Below are 22,446 nucleotides of genomic sequence, written 5' to 3'. Positions count from 1 at the left end.
ACAAACTAACTAGTCTCCGCTACCGTGTATTCTTTTTTCTTGGATCTATTTGTCTCCAACCAAAATAAAATAAATAGATTGCTAGAATCATAAATGGAATTGATCCCAAAGCTTTATTGTACAGGAAGAAAATCAGTATGACACAGATTCCGATGATTATGTAGTGAATAGCTTTACGCATAGGATTCATCCTTCTTTTTTCAGATGTTGCATATTCTCTTAGTATACAGAAAACCTAAACGGATATCGACTGTCTATCCTTTTGAAAAAGAAAGTTCTTTAATTTGTGTTTTTCTATCGGATAAGCAGGATTTTTGTTGTGTGCGTTTTTTGTTGAAACTTGCGTATTTCTCTCGTGCCGTGCGTATTTCTCTCGTACCGTGCGTATTTCTCTCGTACCGTGCGTATTTCTCTCGTACCGTGCGTATTTCTCTCGTACCGTGCGTATTTCTCTCGTACCGTGCGTATTTCTCTCGTACCGTGCAAAAAAGATGGAACACATGTCGTTCGACATGTGTTCCATCTTTTTTATCCAGCTTCTACTTACATATTGCGTCTGTATTGCCCGCCTACTTCGTATAAAGCGGTGGTGATTTGGCCGAGACTTGCGACTTTTACAGTTTCCATCAATTCTTCAAAGATGTTGCCGCCAGTTTTCGCTACTTGTTTCAAGCGATTTAACGCTTCACTCGAATCATGGCGTTCTTGGAAAGCGCGCAAGTTGCCGATTTGTGTTTCCTTTTCTTCTATTGTGGCGCGGGCGATTTCCATCGAGTTGATGTCATCGTCCGTTTGCGGATTTGGATTCAAGTATGTGTTGACTCCGATAATCGGCAATTCGCCTGTGTGTTTTTTCATTTCGTAATGCATGGATTCTTCTTGAATTTTGCCGCGTTGGTATTGTGTTTCCATTGCGCCCAATACGCCTCCGCGGTCGTTGATGCGGTCAAATTCTGTCATTACCGCTTCTTCTACCAATTGGGTCATTTCTTCAATGATGAACGCGCCTTGTAGCGGGTTCTCGTTTTTCGAAAGACCGTGTTCTTTGGTGATAATCATTTGAATGGCCATTGCGCGACGGACCGATTCTTCTGTCGGCGTTGTGATGGCTTCGTCGTAAGCGTTGGTGTGCAATGAGTTACAGTTGTCTTGCAACGCCATTAACGCTTGAAGCGTTGTCCGGATATCATTGAAATCAATTTCCTGAGCGTGCAAACTACGGCCTGATGTTTGTACGTGGTATTTCAGCTTTTGGCTACGTTCATTGGCACCGTATTTATCGCGCATGACAACTGCCCAAATGCGACGTGCTACACGTCCAATAACCGTATACTCCGGGTCTAGTCCGTTCGAGAAGAAGAACGACAAGTTTGGTGCAAAGTCATCGATTTTCATGCCGCGGCTCAAATAGTATTCCACGTACGTGAAGCCGTTCGACAGGGTAAACGCCAATTGTGAAATCGGATTCGCGCCCGCTTCTGCAATGTGGTAGCCAGAAATTGATACTGAATAGTAGTTACGTACTTTATGGTCGATAAAGTATTGCTGAATATCGCCCATCATACGTAATGCAAATTCAGTTGAGAAGATACACGTATTTTGTCCTTGGTCTTCTTTTAGAATATCTGCTTGTACGGTTCCACGAACCACTTGCAGCGTGCCTTCACGAACTTCTGTGAATTCTTCTACAGTCAACGTGCGACCCAGTTTTTCTTCATTGATTTTTACTTGCTGATCAATTGCCGTGTTCATGAACATCGCCAAAATGATTGGCGCCGGTCCGTTGATGGTCATCGATACAGAAGTCGACGGTGCGCAAAGGTCAAACCCCTCATACAATTTCTTCATGTCATCTAATGTGCAAATGGATACACCAGACTCGCCGACTTTCCCGTAAATATCCGGGCGGTGATCCGGGTCTTCGCCGTAAAGCGTTACCGAGTCAAACGCTGTTGACAAACGTTTCGCATCGTCGTCTTTTGATAAGTAATGGAAACGACGATTGGTGCGTTCAGGTGTACCTTCTCCTGCAAACTGACGTTTTGGATCTTCTCCAGCACGTTTGAACGGGAATACACCAGCTGTGTAAGGGAATGAACCTGGAGCATTCTCCAAATAAACCCATGACAAAATTTCACCGTAATCAACGAATTTCGGCAAGACAACGCGAGGCACTTTAATGCCAGACAAGCTTTCTGTACGCAAAATGGTACGAATTTCTTTGTCACGTACCGTCGTAACAAACTCGTCCCCCGCATACATTTCTTTTAAGGCATCCCAGTTGTTTAAAATGCGTTTTGATTCGGCTGTTAGTTCATCACGAACACCTTCTGCAAGCGACTCGAGTGAAGCAACTAATGCATCATCCGGCGCTTTTTCTTTTACCGCTTCGATTGCTCCTTCTAATTGGAACAGACGGCGTGCAAAAGCAGATTGCTCTTTCGTTTTCGCGTGATAGCCACGGATTGTATCCGTCAGTTCACGCAAATAATAGCGACGTTCGTTTGGAATAATGAGGTTTTCTTTTTGCGTTTTAACGAATTTGTCGTAATCCGTTTCCCAATCGGTTCCACATTTTTCATTAATCGTCCCTACTAATGCCGCAAACAACGAGTTCGTGCCTTTATCGTTAAACTGACTTGCGATGGTGCCGTAAACCGGCATATCATCTAGCTCTTTATCCCACAACAGGCGGCTGCGCTGGTACTGCTTTTGCACTTGACGAAGCGCATCTTGTGAACCGCTGCGTTCGAATTTATTGATACAAATTAAATCTGCATAATCAATCATATCAATTTTTTCAAGCTGTGACGGCGCACCAAATTCACTTGTCATCACATACATCGATACGTCTGAGAAATTCGCGATTTCTGCATCGCCTTGACCAATCCCGCTCGTTTCAACGATAATCAAGTCAAAATCTGCTGCTTTCACAACATCCAATACATCACCGATTGCGCCTGACAATTCAGAACGCGAACCACGTGTTGCAAGACTCCTCATAAAGACGCGTTTGTTGAAAATAGCGTTCATGCGGATACGATCACCTAAAAGTGCCCCGCCCGTTTTTTGTTTGGTCGGGTCAATAGACAAAATGGCGATTTTTTTGTCTGGAAGTTCTGATAAGAAACGACGAATCAATTCATCTGTTAACGAACTTTTACCAGCTCCGCCTGTTCCCGTAATTCCAAGAATCGGTGTGTTTTTCGTTTGTTCACGAACCACCCTCAACAATTCATCTGTATCTGTATCTCGCGTGTGGGCTTCTTCAGCCGCTGTAATGACGTTCGCCAGTACAACCGGTTCTTCAGTTGTTAAGTTTTCAAAAGACTGATTTTCTTTTACCGTTGAGAAATCACATTCCTCAACAATTTCAGTGATCATGCCTTGCAAGCCTTTTTTTCGCCCATCTTCAGGTGAAAAAATACCCGCAACGCCGTAAGCTTCAAGTTCTTTGATTTCGCGTGGCAAAATAACGCCACCGCCACCGCCGTAAATGCGGATATGCGACGCGCATTTTTCCTTTAATAAATCATACATATACTTAAAGTACTCCATATGACCGCCTTGATAAGAAGAAATACAAATCCCTTGAACATCTTCTTGGATTGCCGCATTGACTACTTCTTCAACAGAACGGTTGTGCCCTAAGTGAATCACTTCGGCACCGCTCGACTGCAAAATCCGACGCATAATATTGATGGACGCGTCATGGCCGTCAAAAAGACTAGAAGCTGTAACAAAGCGAATATGATTTTTCGGCTGATAGGTTTTCGATTCTTCAATGATAGCCATTATAATTAAGCCCCCTGTATTGAAATGTGTTCTCCTGCCATCCCCTGCAAAAGAAACTTAGTTTGGATATGGATAAATTCTTGAATGGTGAAATCGTCTAAAGCCCAGCGTCTGAAAGCCCACATCTGTCCTTGTACAAATAAATGGTGAGCCGCCATGACCACTTCTTTGGGTGTCATGTCGATTTCGTTCTTCTCGACGCATTGTGTCAGTAATCGTTCAAAAATCGCGACCATTTGGAGTTCCTTATTCAGCACGTAGCCTAAAGCGTCTTTTGGCAATGATTTGGATTCTTGGTACATGACAACAAATTCGTCTTGCATCTCGTCAATCAAAATGTAGTAATGTTCAATCGCCATCGCCAGAACGCTAACAGACCCTTGTTCGATATCAAGTTTGTCGAGACGTGCATGTACTTCGTCATAAATCGAGTCACAAACAAGATACAATACATCTTCCTTCGTCCGGATATATTCATATAAAGTTCCAATGCTAAAGCCAGCTGCTTTGGCAATTTCCCTAGTCGTCGTCCGGTGAAAGCCTTTTTCCTTAAAAAGCGTGACAGCCCCGCGAATCATTTGTTCACGGCGCTTTTCGATCAAGCTTTCATCTTTTACGGAAGACTCAATTTCACGCTTTTTGTCCATAAGGCACCCCTCCGCTTATTTCGTAACCATCCGAGAAATAACTAGACGTTGGACTTCCTGAGTACCTTCATAAATTTGGGTGATTTTTGCATCGCGCATAAAGCGTTCAACCGGGTAATCTTTCGTATAACCGTAGCCACCAAATACTTGAACCGCTTCCACAGTTACTTTCATCGCCGTGTCACCTGCCATCAATTTTGCCATTGCCGACTCTTTGCTATAAGACAATTTGTTCGACTCAAGCCAAGCAGCTTGGTATGTCAACAAACGAGAAGCTTCAATGGAAGTCGCCATGTCCGCTAGTTTAAAGGAAATTCCTTGGTTTGCCATAATTGGTTTACCGAATTGCTCACGCTCTTTGGCGTAATCGATCGAAGCGTCAAGTGCACCTTGTGCGATTCCGACCGCTTGAGCTGCGATGCCATTACGGCCGCCGTCAAGCGTTTGCATCGCTATTTTAAAGCCTTGACCCAGTTCGCCTAAGACATTTTCTTTTGGTACGCGGCAGTTGTCAAAAATAATTTCCGTTGTCGGACTTGAACGAATGCCTAGCTTACGCTCTTTTTTACCGACCGAGAAACCTTCAAAGTCTTTTTCAATAATGAACGCCGTCGTGCCTTTATGTTTCGATTCTGGATCTGTTACTGCGAAAACCACATAGATATCGGCGATGCCACCATTGGTAATGAAAATCTTCGAGCCGTTTAAGACGTAGTGATCGCCATCTTCTCGTGCAGAAGTGCGCATAGAGCCTGCGTCAGACCCTGCAGATGGTTCTGTTAATCCGTATGCACCAATTTTTGTACCTTCAGCCATTGGGCGAAGGTATTTTTGTTTTTGTTCTTCTGTTCCGAATGTGTACACGGGCCATCCAGCAAGTGAAGTATGTGCTGAAAGTGTAACGCCTGTTGATGCACAAACGCGTGATAACTCTTCAACTGCGATGCAATACGCCAAATAATCTGAGCCAATTCCGCCGTACTCTTCTGGCCATGGAATTCCTGTTAAGCCAAGTTCAGCCATTTTATCAAAGATTTCGCGGTCAAAACGCTCTTCTTCGTCGCGCTCTTCTGCTGTGGGTGCCACTTCTTTGTTGGCGAAATCTCTTACCATTTTGCGGATCATTTCGTGTTCTTCAGATAGTTGAAAATTCATATTTTTATTCCTCCAATTATTTGGTTAGTTGTTTGCTTATTACAATACGTTGAATTTCACTTGTGCCTTCGTAAATTTCTGTTACTTTGGCATCTCGGAACAAACGCTCGACTGGATAATCTTTTGTATAGCCATAGCCGCCAAACACTTGAATGGCTTCAATGGTTACGTCCATCGCTGCTTTTGAAGCGAAAAGTTTTGCCATAGAAGCTTGTTTGTTGCAGTCTTTACCTTTTGAATACAAGTCTGCTGCGTTGTAAACCAACAGTTTTGCCGCTTCTACTTGTGTTGCCATGTCTGCTAGTTTAAAGCCAATGCCTTGCTGCTGCGCAATTGGCTTACCGAATTGTACACGCTCTTTTGCATACGCCACAGCGTATTCGTAAGCCGCTTCCGCGATGCCGAGTGCTTGTGCCGCGATACCGATGCGTCCCACATTCAAATTCGCCATCGCAATACTGAACCCTTTATTTTCTTCGCCTAATAAGTTTTCAGCTGGTACACGCATGTTTTCGAAAGTTAATTGAACCGTTTTCGAACCATGAAGTCCCATTTTCTTTTCGTTTTTACCGATAATTAGACCCGGCGTTCCTTTTTCAACAATAAAAGCTGAAATTCCACGAGAACCTGCGGTAGGTTTTGTTGAAGCGAAAACGATATACGTATCAGCTGCCCCACCATTCGTAATGAACACTTTCGAACCGTTTAAGACATAAGCATCACCGTCTAAAACGGCTTTTGTTTTAAGGCTTCCTGCATCAGATCCTGCTGCAGGCTCTGTTAAACAAAATGCGCCTAAGTATTCGCCACTTGCTAGTTTTGGTACATATTTTTCAATTTGTTGTTGTGACCCAAAGTTCAAAATTGGATTTGTCCCAACTGATGTATGAACAGAAAGAATGACGCCAATGACGCCGCTCGCTTTTGATAATTCATGAATAGCTGTGATATAAGAAGTAAAATCCATTTCAGCACCGCCGTATTTTTCAGGAGCGGTAATGCCCATCAGTCCAAGTTCGCCCATTTTCTTTAAAATGGTTGTTGGAAATTCGCCTTCTTCCATTTTTTCAATAAAAGGAGTAATTTCTTCTTTTGCAAAATCTCGCACCATGTTGCGCATCATAAGTTGTTCATCTGTAAAGTGCAAATCCATAATGTTTCCTCCTAATGTTATGCGTAGCTGTAAAATCCACGACCGGTTTTCTTACCAAGCCATCCCGCTTTTACGTATTGGCGCAATAATGGGCTCGGACGGTATTTGCTGTCGCCGAATCCTTCATGCAGTACTTCCATAATATAAAGGCATGTATCGAGTCCAATGAAATCAGCCAATTCGAGTGGTCCCATTGGATGGTTCATGCCCATCTTCATAATGTCATCAATGGCTTCTTTTGTTGCCACACCTTCTTGCAGGGTAAAAATTGCTTCATTGATCATCGGCATCAAAATGCGGTTGGCGACAAACCCTGGGAAATCATTTACTTCTACTGGAGTTTTTGACAATTGCACAGTCATTTCTTCCACTTTTTTATACACTTCATCCGATGTCGCCAAGCCACGAATAATTTCCACCAACTTCATGATTGGCACTGGGTTCATAAAGTGCATGCCAATTACTTGTTCAGGACGGTTGGTTACTGCCGCAATTTCTGTGATTGGTAACGACGACGTATTTGTTGCGAGAATTGCGTGCTTTGGCGCTACTTCGTTGAGTGTTTTAAAAATGCTATGTTTAATCGCCATGTTTTCAACCGCTGCTTCAATGACAATATCGACATCGTGTGCGTCTTTTAAGTCTAGTGAAGATGTAATACGGCTAAGAACCGCTATTTTTTCTTTTTCTGTCATGCGACCTTTTTCAACATTACGCGATAAGTTTTTTGTGATTGTTGCAATCCCTTTATCATATGCTTCTTGTTTCATATCGTTTAACTTCACATTTAATCCTGCTTGTGCACACACTTGTGCGATGCCAGAACCCATTTGTCCAGCACCAATAACCATTACGTTTTGAATCGACATGCTTATTTTTCCTCCTTAGGAACGCTGATCATAATCGCGTCGCCTTGTCCGCCACCTGAGCAGATTGCTGCGATACCGATGCCGCCTCCGCGACGTTTTAATTCGTAAGCGAGTGTCAGAATAATGCGTGCACCACTTGCACCAATTGGGTGACCAAGTGCTACAGACCCCCCATTGACGTTCACTTTTTCAGCGTCAAGCCCAGCAATTTTTGAACTCGCTAATGCAACTGCTGCAAACGCTTCGTTAATTTCGAATAAATCGATGTCGTCTAACGATTTACCTGTTTTCTTTAATAGCTCGTTGATGACGATTCCAGGAGTTTCTGGGAAACGATGTGGTTCGATTGCGACTTCTGTATGTGAAAGAATGTGAGCCAAAACTTTTTTGTCTTCTTTTTGTGCTCGTTCTTCACTCATTAAGACAAGTGCCGCCGCTCCGTCATTAATTCCAGGTGCGTTTCCAGCAGTAATGGTGCCATCTTTACCGAATGCTGGTTTTAGCTTTGCTAATGCTTCAATTGTTGAATTGGCGCGCGGAGCTTCATCCACATCAACTGTAATTGGATCTCCTTTGCGTTGCGGAATGTCGATTGCCACAATTTCTTCTGCAAACAAATCTTTTGCTTTGATCGCACGTTCATGCGAACGAGCTGACCACTCGTCTTGCTCTTCACGAGACAAGTCAAAGTCTTCAGCAGTTGAGTTGCCGTAAGTTCCCATGTGAACACGGTCTGGGTGGAATGAGCATGACAAACCGTCATGAACCATGCCGTCGACGACTTGAGCGTCTCCCATACGAAGACCCCAGCGTGCTTTTGGTAAATAATAAGGTGCATTGGACATCGATTCCATGCCACCTGCAACAATGACTTCTTCATCACCTAAACGGATAAGTTGATCGGCTAAGGTGACACTGCGCATACCCGATGCACAGACTTTATTGATCGTTTCAGATTTTACGTTGTATGGAATCCCTGCTTTTGTCGCAGCTTGACGAGAAGGAATTTGGCCTTGTCCTGCTTGCAACACATTACCCATGATCACTTCTTGAACGTCTTCTGGTTGAATAGCTGCACGGCTCATCGCGGCTTTGATGGCTTCTGCTCCAAGGTCACTTGCTGTTAGCGTACTCAAGTTACCTCCGAATTTCCCAAATGCCGTACGTGCCCCGTCGATAATGACTGTTTTTGCCATGATGATTTTCCTCCCTTTGTGCTTTCTTGAAAACGGTTTCAACTTCTTTTAAAAAAAGAAATACCTCTTATATTGTGTTCGGATATCGTGTAAACTACACGACTCAAACGCCATGCTCTTGCATGGGTCTACTAGCTTCGTGACAAATAAATCACTCGAATTATTTTTAGTTCATTTAGTGACTGAACGCTCGCTCGATTTTTACCGAAAAGAAAAGGGAGTATTCTACTCCCTTTTTTTTATTACTTATGCTGTTATTCTACTCAATCTTCTGTCATTAATCAATTATTTATTGCTGGCTCATTAATTTGACCAGAAGAACTCAAGAAAATCTTCACGAGGCTGCTAGTTATTGAACAATTGCTTCCGGCTCTGGTGCCACGTTTCCAAGAACCGCCATTTCCAATAGTTCAGCTACGTCGTATGTGCCAACTTGTTCTTCGACTTCTTTCGCTTTTGTTCCGTCTGATAACATGGTTAAGCAATACGGGCAGCCAGAAGAAATCATCGTCGGGCTAACTTCAAGTGCTTGCTCAGTACGGGCAACGTTAACACGGTGGCCTACATCTTCTTCCATCCACATCATTCCGCCACCAGCTCCACAGCACATGCCGTCTTCACGATTACGTTTCATTTCAACTAATTCTACGCCTTCAATCGCTTTCAGTATTTCACGCGGTGCATCGTAAACATCGTTGTAGCGACCAAGGTAACAAGAATCATGGAATGTGATTCGTTCGTTTACCGGGAATTGTGGTTTTAGACGTCCCTCTTGAACGAGATCAAACAACATTTCCGTATGGTGATAAACTTCAACTTTAAAACCAAAATCCGGGTATTCGTTTTTAAAGATATTGTAAGCGTGCGGATCGATTGTAACGATTTTCTTAATCTCCGCTTTTTCGAACTCTTTAATATTAGCTGTCGCTAATTCTTGGAACAAGAATTCATTACCAAGTCGACGTGGTGTATCGCCTGAGTTTTTCTCTTTGTTACCGAGAATGGCGAATTTCACGCCTGCTTCGTTCATCAATCGAGCAAATGACAAAGCAATTTTTTGCGAACGGCTGTCGAATGATCCCATCGAGCCAACCCAGAATAGGAATTCAAACTCTTCGCCTGCTTTGTTCATTTCTTTCACTGTCGGAATTTGAATATCTGGACGTGCATCTCTCCAATTTTCTTTTTCTTTACGGTTAAGACCCCAAGGATTTCCTTGACGTTCGATGTTTGTCATCGCGCGCTGCGCATCCGGATTCATTTTTCCTTCTGTCATTACTAAATAACGGCGAAGATCAATGATTTTGTCTACGTGCTCGTTCATAACTGGACATTGGTCTTCACAGTTTCGGCAAGTCGTACACGCCCAAATTTCTTCTTCTGTAATAACGTCTCCAATTAAGCTCGGGCTGTATAGTTCGTCGATTGTAATGCCTTCAGCGCCCGCAGCCATTGCCAACTGGTTTCCTTGCGTATTATTGAATGCCATTGCCGGCACCCAAGGTTTTTTCTGCGTCATGACAGCACCTGTGTTTGTCAGGTTGTCACGTAATTTCGTAATCAAATCCATCGGCGACAACATTTTCCCTGTCCCCGTCGCTGGACACATATTCGTACAGCGTCCACATTCTACACAAGCATAGAAATCAATCATTTGGCTTTGTGAGAAATCAGTGATTTTCCCGACTCCAAATGATGGCATCGCATCCGGATCTTCTTCGTCTTCCATTTCTTCAAAGTTGATTGGCTTTAAGCGACCTACATGATCTACTCTGTGGAACCATGTATTCACTGGTCCGAAGATTAAGTGAGCGTGTTTTGATTGTGGTACATAAACTAAGAACGTCAGCAGGAATAGCAAATGTGCCCACCACATCACGTAGAAAATCGAAATGGTTGCAGCTTCAGGTAACCAAGCAAATGCGCCCGCGACTAAAGAAGCAACTGGTTCAGTCCAGGCAGCTTCATGGCCGTGCCAAATCATGTTCATTCCGTTACCGATCAGTACTGTTACCATTAATCCACCGATGAAAATAAGAACAAGTCCTGATTTCCATCCGCGTTTCAAGCGAACAAGCTTTTCAATATAACGTCGGTAAAACGCCCAAATCACAGCAACCAAAATGGTTAACGTCACAATTTCTTGGAAAAAAGTAAACGCTGGGTAAAGAGGTCCAAGCGGTAAATGTGAATCTGGCGATAACCCCTTAATAATAAAATCAATAGCGCTCGCTTGAACTAACAAGAAGCCATAGAAGAACATAACGTGAATGGTCCCGCTCTTCTTATCTTTCAATAATTTTTTCTGACCAAATACGTTGACCATAACTTTACGCAAACGCTCGTTAAAATTTTCTTCAAACTCGACTTTTTTACCGAGTTGGATAAAATCATATCTCGACTTCAATAAATAGATGAAGAGATAAACTGCGTAAGCGGTTACAGCTATGAATAAAATCCAGTTTGCAATTAACAATGGTTCCATCGCGAGATCCCCCTTGTGTGTATATTCTAAAAATAACTTACTCAAAGTTTACGTGAATGACAGCAGCTTGTCGATACTATGTTCTATATTAAAATATGAATGAGCACTCAGTCAACTTATATTTTGAATAATTTTTAAATTGTCAGAGTTTACTTGTATTTATATAAGAAAAATTTGTTAGATGTACGCTGAAAAAATGCTAGGTGCAGAACTCTCTTGACTTTCTACTCTATAAATAAAAAGCATCATCCTAAAGAATGGATGATGCTTTTCTCTATCTAAACTCTATCTCAAAAAGATTTTCCCCAAAGTAACGCTGAGCGTATTCAGCTTTACTGTGCTGTACACCGACCAAAACACACGTCGCCGGACCGCCAGAAGTTTCTGTGTTAAGCGCAGTGGATATTCCCACACGACGCTCCATCAATAACTCAAACTCTTGTGCGATTCCTTTTGAACCGACTGGCCAAATACGTTCGATCAAGGCTGTTTCAAGGGCTGTCTTGAGGAGAACAAGATCCGCAATTTGATCCACCTTAGTCAGCACGTCTTCCCCAACAAGTGGAACACCATAAGCAAACCACCTAAGAGCATCTGCCGGCATAAAATTTCTTTTTCGTTTACCAATCATTGTTACAGAAATACCCGATTGCAGCGTCGGCATATTGCTTTCTGTACTTCCCGAAATGGAGGGCACTAGCGTTTCTGCTTCAGTAAATAGTTCAGTTAGACCCGTAACGTAATCGTTCCACTCAGCAGCTCCACTAAAGTTATGAAGCAGCACTGCGTCTGGTTCGCTACCTGCAGCCCATTGTTCAAGTAGCGCGACGCGTGCCGCAAACTTCGCAGTAGTGGCATTAGGCGCATAGATGATGTCGTGCTGTTTTTCACCAATTCCTGCTGCATTGTCCGACGTAATGACAAAGTCATCAATCCATATTTCGTGACGCATAGTGTGAACCTCCACTAGCTTTTAGGACATACGGCATTAAAAGAGCAGCAACTGCTGCATTAATAGAAGCAGCAATTAACAGTCCTGGCACGGACGCATAAAAAAATGCAGGCGACAGCAAAAAGTAAAACGGCACTGCCGCTACTACTCCATTGCCGATAACAAATGCCAGCCATTTCAACCAATGCCTACCTGCTTGATGCAGTTTTGCGAACAGCCAAACAACAAGCCACATTTCGACTGCAATAATCAGGTGTAATGGTCCGAGTGGCATACCGCCAAATAGCGCCGAAATCAAGTGACCAAATGCCGCAATGATAGCTGCCAGAGGTGCTGTAAAAAACAGCACCGCAATTAATGCGGGCATCGAATCGAGCGCAATAGACGTGATGCCAAGCGGAATTTTAATCATCCCGCCGATTGCCGATAAACTAATAAATAACGCCGCAAGCGCTAATTTTTTTGTTGTCATCTCACTCGGCCGATTTCTTGCCGCGTCCGCCGCCTTTAAAGACTTTAGCGCTACGAACATACTCATTATCTGGCACACCTGCACGTGAATTGACGACACGCGATGCCGCAAATAGATAATCCGATAAACGGTTTAAATAACGTTGAACGACTAGTGGAAACTCTTCGCCTGATCTCATCAACGTCACTGTTTGTCGCTCAGCACGACGCGTAATCGTACGTGCAATATGCAAAGTTGCAGCTGCTGGTGATCCTCCTGGTAAAATGAAGCGTTCAAGTAGTGGCGGTTCTTCCATTAGTTCATCGATGCGTTTTTCTAAAACTTCAACGGGTACTTCCGTCATCTTAAAATTCGGCTCTTTTCGAACGTCAGCTAAATCTCCGCCGCAATCGAATAATTCGTTTTGTATCGCTTCTAGGTCTTCTAACAAATCGGCGTATTTTTCCGGTGCCAATTCCGTCATCGCCTTGCCAATAAACGAATTCACTTCGTCAATAGTGCCATAGGCTTCTACGCGTGGTGCATCTTTATCCGTACGTGCTCCGATTAAACTAGTTTGCCCTTTATCGCCTGTTTTTGTGTAAATTTTCATCTTGATCCGCCCCTTTTATTGTTTGTGGAATGCCGTACCAAATTCGTGTAATACTTTCTGCTTCATGAAATAAAAATTGATACAACCGGCCAAGAACGTCGCGCATTTCACGCTCGATCCGCTCAGTCGGCACGATGCCGCGATTCAAATCTGTCAGCACCCAAATTTGCAACAGTTGTTTCTGGCCAGCTATTTTCCTTACTTGTTCTATCATATACTGTTCTGAAAAACCTTGTTCAAGTTGTTGTCTCACCCAATTTTCTAAACCTGCAATAACGACGGTTTCTCGAGTTGCTATTTCAGGTAACCGAGCTTCATTCCAGTCAACATTATGGGTTTTCAATTGCTCTTTTACGTATTGCCGTTTGCCGTTAAAGGCTCCACCGAAAACGATGTGCATAATTCACGCTCCTCGAACGCTTGGCGACTCTGCCACGTTAACATGTGGCAACCACCATGCAGCGCAGTTTGATTTTGAAATTTGTCACCCAAAGCTTCAGCAATTAAGTAACGAATCGGTCCGCCGTGAAGAACGAGCGTAATCGCTTTACCTTCTGGCAGTTTCTTCAGACCTCGTTCGACTCGCTCCGCCATGTCAGCGAGACTTTCACCACTTGGTGGTCTGATCTGCCAAGGGTGATCTATCCAGTTCCGATACAATTGACTACTTTTCAACTCATCGTAAGTTTTCATTTCCCATTGACCGAAATGACATTCCCGAAAATTTCTGTTTGCCTGGTAAACTGCATTGGGAAACAGGATAGCAGCAGTTTCTCGACACCGCTTTAAATCGCTGCCCACAACTTTTTTTATCTGCAGGTCAGGCGTGGCTTTAAAGGGCAAAATGGATTCATCGGTCCAACCGATATAGCGTTTTTGTTCATTGCCTCGTGTAGCGGCATGGCGAATTAAACGAAGAACAAAAGACTGATCCATAATAAAATTTCCACTCCTTCCACATAAGCGCCGAACAAATCACCTGTAACACCGCCAAAATTCTTTAGGCACCAAGCGCGGTACAGCCAAAGTGAGGCAAGTAACAGCACCAACAAAATCAGCGCAATCCAACTAGTCGTACTCCAAACGGTCACAGCAAAGCTAAAAACCAGCCATGCAACCGCCAGTAGCCAGACGACTTTATGATTTGTCCGTTGCTGAAAGAATGCTGCAAGTCCATCAAGTTTTGCTGACTTGGTTGAGCTGAACAAGGCCAGCATGCCAATTCTTGAAAAAACAGGAATCAATAAAATCACTGCTAGAGAAACAGAGTCTACCGATTCGGCCACGACAATCACTTTTCCAACAATCGCCAGTAGTAACACCATCGTTCCAAAAGCACCAATCCGCGGATCTGCCATAATAGCTAAGCGTTTTTCTCGGTCTTGATAAGAAAAATAAGCATCGCCCGTATCTGCCAGTCCGTCCATATGCAATCCTCCGGTTACCACCAGGCCGATTGCGACAACGACAAAGCCGATTAGCAATGAACTGACATCCGTCGCATCACGTAACAACCAAACCGACACTGCTAGAACACTGCCGAAAAGGATGCCTACTAGTGGCAGCATCGCATACATCGCCGTAATATGAATTTTTTCCATTGGTAATTGTTTTTTCACCGGGATCACTGAAAAAAATTGAAGCGCTAATAAAAGGCCTGTTCTTAGCTGCCGGCTCATTGATCGGCTTCCATTATTTCTATGACTTTCTCCCAGTCGAGATGACTTTTAACATGTCCGGCCCAGCGATCAAAAGGATCCTTCACTACTTCAGGTGAAGGTATTGGTAGATTTTTCTGCCTTCGAATGGGTGCGAGAAACGCAGTACGGCAGTGTAGATCCTGAAAAAACCCATGTAGATGTGTGCCTAGTAGCCGATTATGAAAATAACCCTCTCCAATATCTCCACAATGCATAAGCGGATAAGCGGATGCTGTCACTTTACCGTGATGAATTTCATAACCTGCGACTTCAACTTCTGCATGTTCAAACTTTACTGTACCTCTCTGGCGTCGAACCATTTTCTGCTTTTGAAACTCCACATGCATAGATGGGATCAAGCTAAATCCTTCTTCATTTTCTACTGCTGTGCCGTCGTAACCTTGTGAATCTGTTAAGGTTTCAGCAAACAGTTGAAAGCCTCCGCACAAACCGACAATCCATGTGTCGCCGTACAGTTCACTCAGTTTGGCTCCAAGCTTTTGCTGTTTCCAGTAGCGCAGATCTGCAATGGTGCTTTTCGTGCCTGGTAACAGCAAAATATCTGGATGTCCAATATCAGCAACCGTTTCAGCCCAACGAATGGTGATATCTGGTTCTTTGAGAAAAGGTTCAATATCTGTGAAGTTTGACATATAAGGATGTTTGCAGACAACTAGTTCAATCGCATGTTCAACTCTGGATATCTGCTGGACAGCTTGAACTCCAAGCGAATCTTCTTGCTCGATTTCATGACGATCCATATGAGGGATAACTCCGAGTACCGGTATGCCTGTATACGATTCAAGAAAACGGATACCCTCTTCAAAAAGCTGTACGTCGCCTCTGAATTTATTAATGATTAGACCCTTAACTCGCTGTTTTTCGGGTATTAAAGCGAGCGTTCCGATAATCGATGCAAAAACACCACCTCGTTCGATATCGGCTACTAAAATTACCGGAACATCTGCACGTTTAGCAACCGTCATATTAACTATCTCGCGGTCGTTTAAGTTGACTTCAGCTGGACTGCCAGCTCCTTCAATAACTAGATGAGTAAAGTCTTGCGCCAAATTCGCTAGTGCTTGATCGATTGCTTTCAATCCTTTTTCGTAAAACTGTGCTCGGTAATCCATACCATCCATCGTTTCAAGTTTTTTACCAAATAAAATCACTTGCGATTTCATACCACTTTCAGGTTTCAGTAAGATTGGATTCATGTCTACGGTCGCTAAAACACGCGCTGCTTCTGCTTGAACACCTTGCGCGCGACCAATCTCTTCGCCAAGTATTGTGACGTAGGAATTGTTCGACATGTTCTGCGATTTAAAAGGAGCTACTTCGAATCCTTCATCAGAAAAAATTCGACAAAAAGCTGTACATATCATGCTTTTTCCGACATCTGATGAAGTTCCTTGAATCATTATTCCACGCATTTTTTCACTTCCTTCTAAATGACAACCCATTTTCCATTTCGAGTGCCTGATCAGCTTGCTGAACGAGCCAAATATGAATACGCCCAAGCCAGCTTTGGTACAGTCGATCTCGCACAAAGTCGTCTAATACTTCATTTGAGACAATTGTCAACGAATGGACTGTATTCAACATTTCCAGAATCGTCTCTTGTAACTTACCCCATTTCTGCTCCATGCAGTCTTCAATGTCAGCACACATATTGCCCGTTTCCCAACCTTCATAAAGTTCATTGGCAAGCCACGTTGTTACACAGTCCCATAGCACTAAATCGTCCGGTTCAAGCTCTTGTAACACATTTGCCATACTGTAGGCTTGCTCAATAGTTAGCCAGCCATCTTCCTGCCGATCTTTTCGATGACGTTCAATGCGCTCTATCATCTCTTCATCATAAGCTTGACCGCTAGCCAAATAAATCCTCCGGCTCTTGCCAGTATCACGTACAAGCATTTCTGCATAAGCGCTTTTGCCACTACGAACTCCACCACTGATAAAAACTAATTGACCTCGAGCCATGCTGCAATCGCCTCCCGAAGTTTCTCCATATTTTCCGTTGACTTCATGCCGATCCGGAACCACTTGCCATCCATTCCTCGGAACGATTCCGTGTGTCTAAGGACCATTCCTTTTTTTAATAGTTCTACGAAAAACGCTTGAGAATCATACGGGTCTGGCAACTGAAACGACAAAAAATTAGCGGCAGAATCAGTTGTTCGACAATGATTTCTACTAAAAAACTGCTGCATCTTCTGTCGTTCTGCTGAAGCGGCTCCAATCACCTTGAGGCGATAACTGGCTGCTTTCAGACAATCTGCTCCAATCGCAGCGGACAAGGCATTAACATTCCAATGTGCCGCTCCTTGCTTTAATTGATCGATTGTTTCAGTTTGACTAACCGCATAGCCCAGTCGCAACCCAGGAATTGCATACATTTTGGTCATCGAACGAACAATGATAACATTCGGAAATTCCTGTAAAAACGGCATAAAAGAAACTTGTTCGCCAATAAAATCGATAAAGGCTTCATCAAGTACCAGTTCGCAGTTTTGATTTAAACAAGCTTGCGCTATTTTTTTAAGTGTGTCGAGGTCTAACAAAATACCTGTAGGATTCTGTGGGTTGCAAATGTACAGCGCCGTGCAGCCTACAATGGCGGGTTGAAGTTTTTCCAACGTCAATTTCCAGCCATTTTCTGGTCCCAGCTGAATCACTCTGATCTGAACGTTTTCCGATTCTAGCGTTTGGCGGTATTCAGAAAATGCCGGTTCGATTAATACAACTTGTTGATTGCGATATCTTCTAGCTAACCAAGTGAAAATCTCAGCTGCACCGTTCCCTATAGCCAGTTGGTCTACTTTTACTTGATGAAATTTTGCTGCTGCTGTGCGAAACGGTTCTCCTTGTGGATCGGGATAAGTTCCGACCCGTTCTAGCATTTTGGGCCACTGTTCTGCCAAGAATGCAGGTGGACCGAACGGATGAACGTTTTCGCTGAAATCCACAATTTGCTCGGGGGGAGTGATTCCAGCTTGTTTATACAGATGTAGTGGATTAGCTCCGTGATTAGGCAATACCAAGCAAGACCCCTCCTAAAACAAATAAAATGAAAAATCCAATGGTGACTCGTTGCATGTGTCCAACAGTGTCATGAATATGTCGTGCTTCTAATGGATAAATCGGGATTCCCATTCGTGCACGGTAAGTCTCGACTCCACGATAACGATTTACACCACCGAGCTCAATGCCCAGTTGCACCGCTGTAGCCGCTTCTAACCAACCACTGTTTGGACTTGGATGCTTGGGTGCATCTTGTAGCCATTTCGCAAAACGCTGATGTAAGGACAGTGCCTGTTTGTTTTCTGTCATGATTAAAATCAAAAAGCCGGTTAACCGACTCGGAATGAAATTCAGCACATCATCGGTTTTTGCTGAAGCAAAGCCAAACTTCTCAAATTCCTCATTATGGTAACCGACCATTGAATCCAGCGTATTGACCGCTTTATACAACCATATTCCAGGTGCCCCAAGCAAAAATGCCCAGAATAATGGCGCGGTCACACCGTCGCTCGTATTTTCAGAAACCGTTTCAACAACGCCTCGCGTTATTTCACTTTCATTCAAGCCAGCTGTATCTCTGCCGACAATCCAAGATAATTTTTCACGTGCCAACACCATATCTTTATCGATCAGCGGCGTGTAAACATCCATCGCTGCGTCTTTTAAGCTCTTCTGGGCAAGTCCAGAAGCAATCAGTAAAGCTTCTAAGACAATTCCTACAAAAAGATTCAACGAGTACGCCAGTGCGACAACTAGATAAACAATCAAGAACACGGTCAAGGCAATAGTTCCTACTAACAAAAAGCCGTTTCGGTAGGCGTTTGCCCCCTTGTTCCAGCGACGCGTTAATGTGCTTATTGCTGTGCCGATCCAGCGAACCGGATGCGGCCAATTTGGCGGATCTCCAACGATACGATCGATGGTTAAACCTAGCGCTATAGCGATAATATGTGCCATTATCAATTTTTCGCTTTCGCTAGTTCATATAATTTGAGCGCTTCGACAGTACACTCAAAAACGCCAACACCGATTAATTTTCCAAGCTCGGTAATTGGTCCTGCATAAGGCAATTGTTCCCCTTGTTGCGTTGCCGCAACCAAACAACTATCAGTCGATGTTCCGGTTGCAATTGTGCCAGTCAGCGGATCTTTAACTTGCTCTTGTTGAAGTGCTTTCGTTTTGGCTTCAGTCGCCGTAATCATTGCTTGGATAAATGCTTCATCCGACAAAACTCCATTAACTAGTATCCATGTGTTGATGGTACCAACGCGTAGCGTACGTTCTACTGCTTTTGAGACATCCACACCGTTTCCAACGCCTGCAGTTACCGCAATAACGACCGAACCAAAAGGACCTGCATATTCTTTAACAATGGCATCTTGCGTTTGAACCGCTGTCATCATTCCTACTGTATCCGTCGTCTTCAAGCCATTTCCCGCAATATACTCCGTCATTTCGTGAACACTGTCATCTACATTATAAAACGCATCCACATGGCGGTTCATAAAATTCCGGAACCATCCGGAGCCTGCATTGACGACTGCTGAGGAAACCGTTTTTAACGGAATGGGGCTTTTGTATAGCACCATGTCTTTAGAAATCTGAAATTCTTCTGCCCGAATTTTGAAGATGGCTGAAGCATTCTTAACTCCTGGCAATAAAGTGATTTGCGGCTTTGGTAATTCAGGATGTGGGTGATTGCTAACTCGCGTCTTATAGACCCGTTCAATATCCTGTTCGCGAACCACTTCATGTGGTTCACCCATTCGAACAACTTGACCCCGGTCAAGCAACAATAATTGATCGCAATACATAGACGCCAAATTGATATCGTGAAAAATCGAAACAATGGTTAACTCTTTTTCAATAGCTTGCTTTTTAATGGTATCGAGCAATTCCTTTTGATGGTTAATATCTAAGTGGTTCGTTGGTTCATCTAATAGTAAAATGCCCGCATCTTGCGCTAATGCTTGTGCGACGAAAACACGCTGTTGTTCGCCACCAGACATCCGGTCAATTTGCGTTTTTTCATAATGGCTAATGTCCATCAAGCGCATGGCTTCTACAACGGTCCGCTCATCTTCTTCAGACCATGATGAAAACCAGCCCCCTTGATGCGGATACCTGCCAAGCGAGACCGTTTCTCGAACTGTATGGGAAAAGGCGTGTGTATGCAATTGAGGCAATACCGCCATTTTTTTCGCTAGTTCTTTAGCTGGAAAATCTGCAACCGACATACCTTCGATTCGAACTTCGCCGCTTTCAGCTGGTAATACACCACTAATTAATTTCATTAAGGTCGATTTGCCGCTACCATTTGGCCCTAAAATACCTAGAATAGAGCCTTTCTTCACAGTAAAAGATACGTCTTTTACGATATTTTTATCGCCGTAGCCACCTGTTAGACCATTTATTTCAAGCATTGTTAAGCCCCTCCTTTGCGCTGCCGGAAAAAGATAAAGGCAAATACCGGTGCGCCGATAAACGCCGTAATAACACCAATTGGCAATTCTGTTGGTGAGATAATCGTTCGTGATACCAAATCACAAACGATCAAAAGAGCGGCTCCATTAATAAACGACAAAGGCAAAACGTGGCGATGATCCGATCCCCATAATAAACGGGTCATATGCGGAACGACCAATCCGACAAAACCGATCGTTCCAGAAACCGAAACAGCCGCTCCTGTTAGTACCGATCCCCCAATCAAAATCGTCATTTTGCTCTTTTTGACATCTACGCCTAAGTGCTGCGCGCGTTCTTCACCAAACAGCATCGCATTTAATTCACGACGCTTTAGCCATAATATGAAAGAACCGATTAACACAAACGGCAACGCCATTCGAACATATGGCCAACCACGCATAGACACACTGCCGAGCAGCCACCCGATAATTTGCCGTAACTCTTCTCCTGTTAAAGCAATCATTAAAGAAATAATTGATCCAAGAAATGAACTAAAGATAATTCCAGTTAAAATGACCGTTTCCATTTTCATCGAGCGATCCACCAGTTTTGCAAAGCTCATAACGGCAAACATCGTCAGCAATGCTCCGATCATGCTCATAACCGGTAAGGTGAAGGGTCCTAAAAACGGTATCGAAATGCCAAAAAAGAGCGTCGTCACAGCGCCGACTGAGGCACCGGAAGACACTCCCAGGGTGTAAGGATCGGCCAATGGATTTTTTAAAAGCCCTTGGAACGCAGCACCCGCAATCGCTAGCGCTGCTCCAACAAGCCCTGCCAAAATTACGCGAGGCATGCGAATATTCCATAAAATATTGGCCGCCGCTTCATCTGATGACGGATTCCACAGCACAACTGGTGAAATAGAAACCGTTCCAACGGTCACCCCGAGCAATACGGCTCCTACTAAAATCAGCAGAGAGACGCTGTATGCTACTAGATGTTTACTCATTGAAAACATCAGGATAAACTGCCTGTGCCATTTCCATTAGTCCTGCAGTTAAACGTGGTCCTGAACGAGTGAGCATATCCGAATTTAAGCTGTAGATGGCATCTTCTTTAACAGCTGTTACTTCTGCAAAGCCGCCACGTTTTTTAATTTGACCGACTGCATCTTCAACATAATCGCCTTCTGTCGTGATCATAACATCCGGATTTGCTGCAACGATTGCTTCTGGGTCCATAATAACCCATCCTTCTAATTCGCCAGCAACGTTTTCCGCATTAATCAATGTCAACATTTCATCCATGAATGTGCCGCTTCCCGTTGTGTAAATGTCCGGTTGGCTGCCGACTTCTAAAAAGACCGTTTTGGGTTCTTCAATTGTTGCTGCCAGTTCTTCGATTTCAGCCACTTGGACTTCCATTTCTGAAACTAGTTTTTCTGCTGCTTCCATCGTTCCTGTCGCTTGTGCAATTTCTGTAATTGAATCGTAAACTTCTTCAAAACTAGCCGCATTTTGAACGACGAATACGTCAAGGCCTGCATCACGTAATTGTTGCAATCCAGCATCTCCAACACCTAGTCCCGATTCGTGTGCAAGTACTAAGTCTGGCTGAAGGCTAATAATTTTTTCTACATTAAATTCTTGTCCCCCAATTTTTTCAACATCCGTTGTTTCTTCTGGGTAGTTATCATAATCGGATACGCCGACCATTTTTTCACCTAATCCTAATTCATAAGCAATTTCTGTATTCGATGGAATCATTGAGACAATAGCTTCTGGCTCTTCTTCAATAACAATTTCATCTCCGACTGCATCTGTAATGGTTACCGGATATTCAACTTCCGCTACTTCTGCCGGTGGTTCTGCTGGTGTTTCGACATCCTCTTCAGGTGTTGCCGCATCTCCACATCCTGCTAGTAAAACGGCTGCTAATCCCGCTGTTGCTCCAAACTCCCAAAACTTGTTCATCATTAAAATCCCCCTAGAGTG

At 43.7% G+C, this 22,446-nt stretch carries 20 protein-coding genes; all 20 read right to left on the bottom strand.

The annotated features are described in order from the left end of the window. Positions 1-543: 543 nt before the first annotated feature. The 20 genes from icmF to AUO94_RS11930 all read right to left on the bottom strand — a co-directional run bounded on the left by icmF (position 544) and on the right by AUO94_RS11930 (position 22,425). Positions 544-3,795 carry a fused isobutyryl-CoA mutase/GTPase IcmF gene (gene icmF, locus AUO94_RS12025; RefSeq protein ID WP_058384442.1) on the bottom strand — a complete coding sequence of 1,084 codons (3,252 nt, stop codon included), beginning with the start codon at positions 3,793-3,795 and terminating at the stop codon, positions 544-546. 5 nt (positions 3,796-3,800) lie between these two features. Beyond that, positions 3,801-4,442 (bottom strand): TetR/AcrR family transcriptional regulator, encoded by a 642-nt coding sequence (locus AUO94_RS12020; protein ID WP_058384441.1) that lies wholly within the window; start codon positions 4,440-4,442, stop codon positions 3,801-3,803. 15 nt (positions 4,443-4,457) lie between these two features. Beyond that, entirely contained in the window at positions 4,458-5,597 is a 1,140-nt protein-coding gene (locus AUO94_RS12015) for an acyl-CoA dehydrogenase (RefSeq protein WP_058384440.1), read from the bottom strand. Between the two features lie 16 nt (positions 5,598-5,613). Continuing rightward, entirely contained in the window at positions 5,614-6,750 is a 1,137-nt protein-coding gene (locus AUO94_RS12010) for an acyl-CoA dehydrogenase (protein ID WP_058384439.1), read from the bottom strand. Between the two features lie 17 nt (positions 6,751-6,767). Continuing rightward, positions 6,768-7,619 carry a 3-hydroxybutyryl-CoA dehydrogenase gene (locus tag AUO94_RS12005; protein WP_058384438.1) on the bottom strand — a complete coding sequence of 284 codons (852 nt, stop codon included), beginning with the start codon at positions 7,617-7,619 and terminating at the stop codon, positions 6,768-6,770. A gap of 2 nt (positions 7,620-7,621) precedes the next feature. After that, on the bottom strand, positions 7,622-8,815 hold the full coding sequence (locus AUO94_RS12000; protein ID WP_058384437.1) for an acetyl-CoA C-acetyltransferase: 1,194 nt from the start codon (positions 8,813-8,815) through the stop codon (positions 7,622-7,624). A gap of 349 nt (positions 8,816-9,164) precedes the next feature. Beyond that, entirely contained in the window at positions 9,165-11,300 is a 2,136-nt protein-coding gene (locus AUO94_RS11995; protein ID WP_058384436.1) for a (Fe-S)-binding protein, read from the bottom strand. A gap of 274 nt (positions 11,301-11,574) precedes the next feature. After that, positions 11,575-12,252 carry a hypothetical protein gene (locus AUO94_RS11990; RefSeq protein WP_058384435.1) on the bottom strand — a complete coding sequence of 226 codons (678 nt, stop codon included), beginning with the start codon at positions 12,250-12,252 and terminating at the stop codon, positions 11,575-11,577. Next, positions 12,230-12,724 carry an ECF transporter S component gene (locus tag AUO94_RS11985; RefSeq protein ID WP_058384434.1) on the bottom strand — a complete coding sequence of 165 codons (495 nt, stop codon included), beginning with the start codon at positions 12,722-12,724 and terminating at the stop codon, positions 12,230-12,232. Before AUO94_RS11985 ends, AUO94_RS11990 begins: the two co-directional genes overlap by 23 nt. 1 nt (position 12,725) lies before the next feature. Next, positions 12,726-13,316 (bottom strand): cob(I)yrinic acid a,c-diamide adenosyltransferase, encoded by a 591-nt coding sequence (locus AUO94_RS11980; protein WP_058384433.1) that lies wholly within the window; start codon positions 13,314-13,316, stop codon positions 12,726-12,728. Further along, the gene (locus AUO94_RS11975; RefSeq protein ID WP_058384432.1) at positions 13,288-13,716 is read right to left on the bottom strand and encodes a bifunctional adenosylcobinamide kinase/adenosylcobinamide-phosphate guanylyltransferase; all 429 of its coding nucleotides are present in this window, start codon (positions 13,714-13,716) and stop codon (positions 13,288-13,290) included. The genes AUO94_RS11980 and AUO94_RS11975 overlap by 29 nt, the downstream gene beginning before the upstream one ends. Further along, positions 13,668-14,252, bottom strand: coding sequence for a histidine phosphatase family protein (locus AUO94_RS11970; protein WP_058384431.1), 585 nt, complete (start codon positions 14,250-14,252; stop codon positions 13,668-13,670). The genes AUO94_RS11975 and AUO94_RS11970 overlap by 49 nt, the downstream gene beginning before the upstream one ends. Further along, complete coding sequence (gene cobS, locus AUO94_RS11965; protein WP_237150113.1) at positions 14,225-14,935, bottom strand: adenosylcobinamide-GDP ribazoletransferase; 711 nt, start codon at positions 14,933-14,935, stop codon at positions 14,225-14,227. Before cobS ends, AUO94_RS11970 begins: the two co-directional genes overlap by 28 nt. A gap of 56 nt (positions 14,936-14,991) precedes the next feature. Further along, a complete protein-coding gene (locus tag AUO94_RS11960; RefSeq protein ID WP_058384429.1) occupies positions 14,992-16,449 on the bottom strand; it encodes a cobyric acid synthase in 1,458 nt (485 codons plus the stop codon). Positions 16,450-16,453: 4 nt separating this feature from the next. Continuing rightward, positions 16,454-17,002 (bottom strand): bifunctional adenosylcobinamide kinase/adenosylcobinamide-phosphate guanylyltransferase, encoded by a 549-nt coding sequence (locus AUO94_RS11955; RefSeq protein ID WP_058384428.1) that lies wholly within the window; start codon positions 17,000-17,002, stop codon positions 16,454-16,456. Then, positions 16,984-18,063, bottom strand: coding sequence for a pyridoxal phosphate-dependent aminotransferase (locus tag AUO94_RS11950; protein ID WP_058384427.1), 1,080 nt, complete (start codon positions 18,061-18,063; stop codon positions 16,984-16,986). The genes AUO94_RS11955 and AUO94_RS11950 overlap by 19 nt, the downstream gene beginning before the upstream one ends. Then, positions 18,050-19,003 (bottom strand): adenosylcobinamide-phosphate synthase CbiB, encoded by a 954-nt coding sequence (cbiB, locus tag AUO94_RS11945; RefSeq protein WP_058386844.1) that lies wholly within the window; start codon positions 19,001-19,003, stop codon positions 18,050-18,052. Before cbiB ends, AUO94_RS11950 begins: the two co-directional genes overlap by 14 nt. Further along, positions 19,003-20,466: an adenosylcobinamide amidohydrolase gene (locus AUO94_RS11940; RefSeq protein ID WP_058384426.1), complete on the bottom strand. Its 1,464-nt coding sequence runs from the start codon at positions 20,464-20,466 to the stop codon at positions 19,003-19,005. Before AUO94_RS11940 ends, cbiB begins: the two co-directional genes overlap by 1 nt. Before the next feature lie 2 nt (positions 20,467-20,468). Further along, the gene (locus tag AUO94_RS11935) at positions 20,469-21,470 is read right to left on the bottom strand and encodes a FecCD family ABC transporter permease (protein WP_410477389.1); all 1,002 of its coding nucleotides are present in this window, start codon (positions 21,468-21,470) and stop codon (positions 20,469-20,471) included. Next, a complete protein-coding gene (locus tag AUO94_RS11930) occupies positions 21,454-22,425 on the bottom strand; it encodes an ABC transporter substrate-binding protein (RefSeq protein ID WP_058386842.1) in 972 nt (323 codons plus the stop codon). The genes AUO94_RS11935 and AUO94_RS11930 overlap by 17 nt, the downstream gene beginning before the upstream one ends. Between the last annotated feature and the right edge of the window lie 21 nt (positions 22,426-22,446).

It is taken from the genome of Planococcus kocurii (genome assembly GCF_001465835.2).
Lineage (GTDB): Bacteria > Bacillota > Bacilli > Bacillales_A > Planococcaceae > Planococcus > Planococcus kocurii.
Note: the sequence above shows the minus strand (reverse complement) of the source record. Positions and strands in the feature narration are given on the sequence as shown.

Excerpts from the sequence above, each read along its gene's own strand:
- AUO94_RS11930 (WP_058386842.1), bottom strand. The coding sequence starts at position 22,425 with ATGAACAAGTTTTGGGAGTTTGGAGCAACAGCGGGATTAGCAGCCGTT.
- AUO94_RS11985 (WP_058384434.1), bottom strand. The coding sequence starts at position 12,724 with ATGACAACAAAAAAATTAGCGCTTGCGGCGTTATTTATTAGTTTATCG.
- icmF (WP_058384442.1), bottom strand. The coding sequence starts at position 3,795 with ATGGCTATCATTGAAGAATCGAAAACCTATCAGCCGAAAAATCATATT.
- AUO94_RS11995 (WP_058384436.1), bottom strand. The coding sequence starts at position 11,300 with ATGGAACCATTGTTAATTGCAAACTGGATTTTATTCATAGCTGTAACC.
- AUO94_RS12015 (WP_058384440.1), bottom strand. The coding sequence starts at position 5,597 with ATGAATTTTCAACTATCTGAAGAACACGAAATGATCCGCAAAATGGTA.
- AUO94_RS12020 (WP_058384441.1), bottom strand. The coding sequence starts at position 4,442 with ATGGACAAAAAGCGTGAAATTGAGTCTTCCGTAAAAGATGAAAGCTTG.
- AUO94_RS11990 (WP_058384435.1), bottom strand. The coding sequence starts at position 12,252 with ATGCGTCACGAAATATGGATTGATGACTTTGTCATTACGTCGGACAAT.
- AUO94_RS11940 (WP_058384426.1), bottom strand. The coding sequence starts at position 20,466 with ATGCTTGAAATAAATGGTCTAACAGGTGGCTACGGCGATAAAAATATC.
- AUO94_RS11980 (WP_058384433.1), bottom strand. The coding sequence starts at position 13,316 with ATGAAAATTTACACAAAAACAGGCGATAAAGGGCAAACTAGTTTAATC.
- AUO94_RS12005 (WP_058384438.1), bottom strand. The coding sequence starts at position 7,619 with ATGTCGATTCAAAACGTAATGGTTATTGGTGCTGGACAAATGGGTTCT.
- AUO94_RS11960 (WP_058384429.1), bottom strand. The coding sequence starts at position 16,449 with ATGCGTGGAATAATGATTCAAGGAACTTCATCAGATGTCGGAAAAAGC.
- AUO94_RS11970 (WP_058384431.1), bottom strand. The coding sequence starts at position 14,252 with ATGGATCAGTCTTTTGTTCTTCGTTTAATTCGCCATGCCGCTACACGA.
- AUO94_RS11955 (WP_058384428.1), bottom strand. The coding sequence starts at position 17,002 with ATGGCTCGAGGTCAATTAGTTTTTATCAGTGGTGGAGTTCGTAGTGGC.
- AUO94_RS11975 (WP_058384432.1), bottom strand. The coding sequence starts at position 13,716 with ATGCACATCGTTTTCGGTGGAGCCTTTAACGGCAAACGGCAATACGTA.
- AUO94_RS12000 (WP_058384437.1), bottom strand. The coding sequence starts at position 8,815 with ATGGCAAAAACAGTCATTATCGACGGGGCACGTACGGCATTTGGGAAA.
- AUO94_RS11935 (WP_410477389.1), bottom strand. The coding sequence starts at position 21,470 with ATGTTTTCAATGAGTAAACATCTAGTAGCATACAGCGTCTCTCTGCTG.
- AUO94_RS12010 (WP_058384439.1), bottom strand. The coding sequence starts at position 6,750 with ATGGATTTGCACTTTACAGATGAACAACTTATGATGCGCAACATGGTG.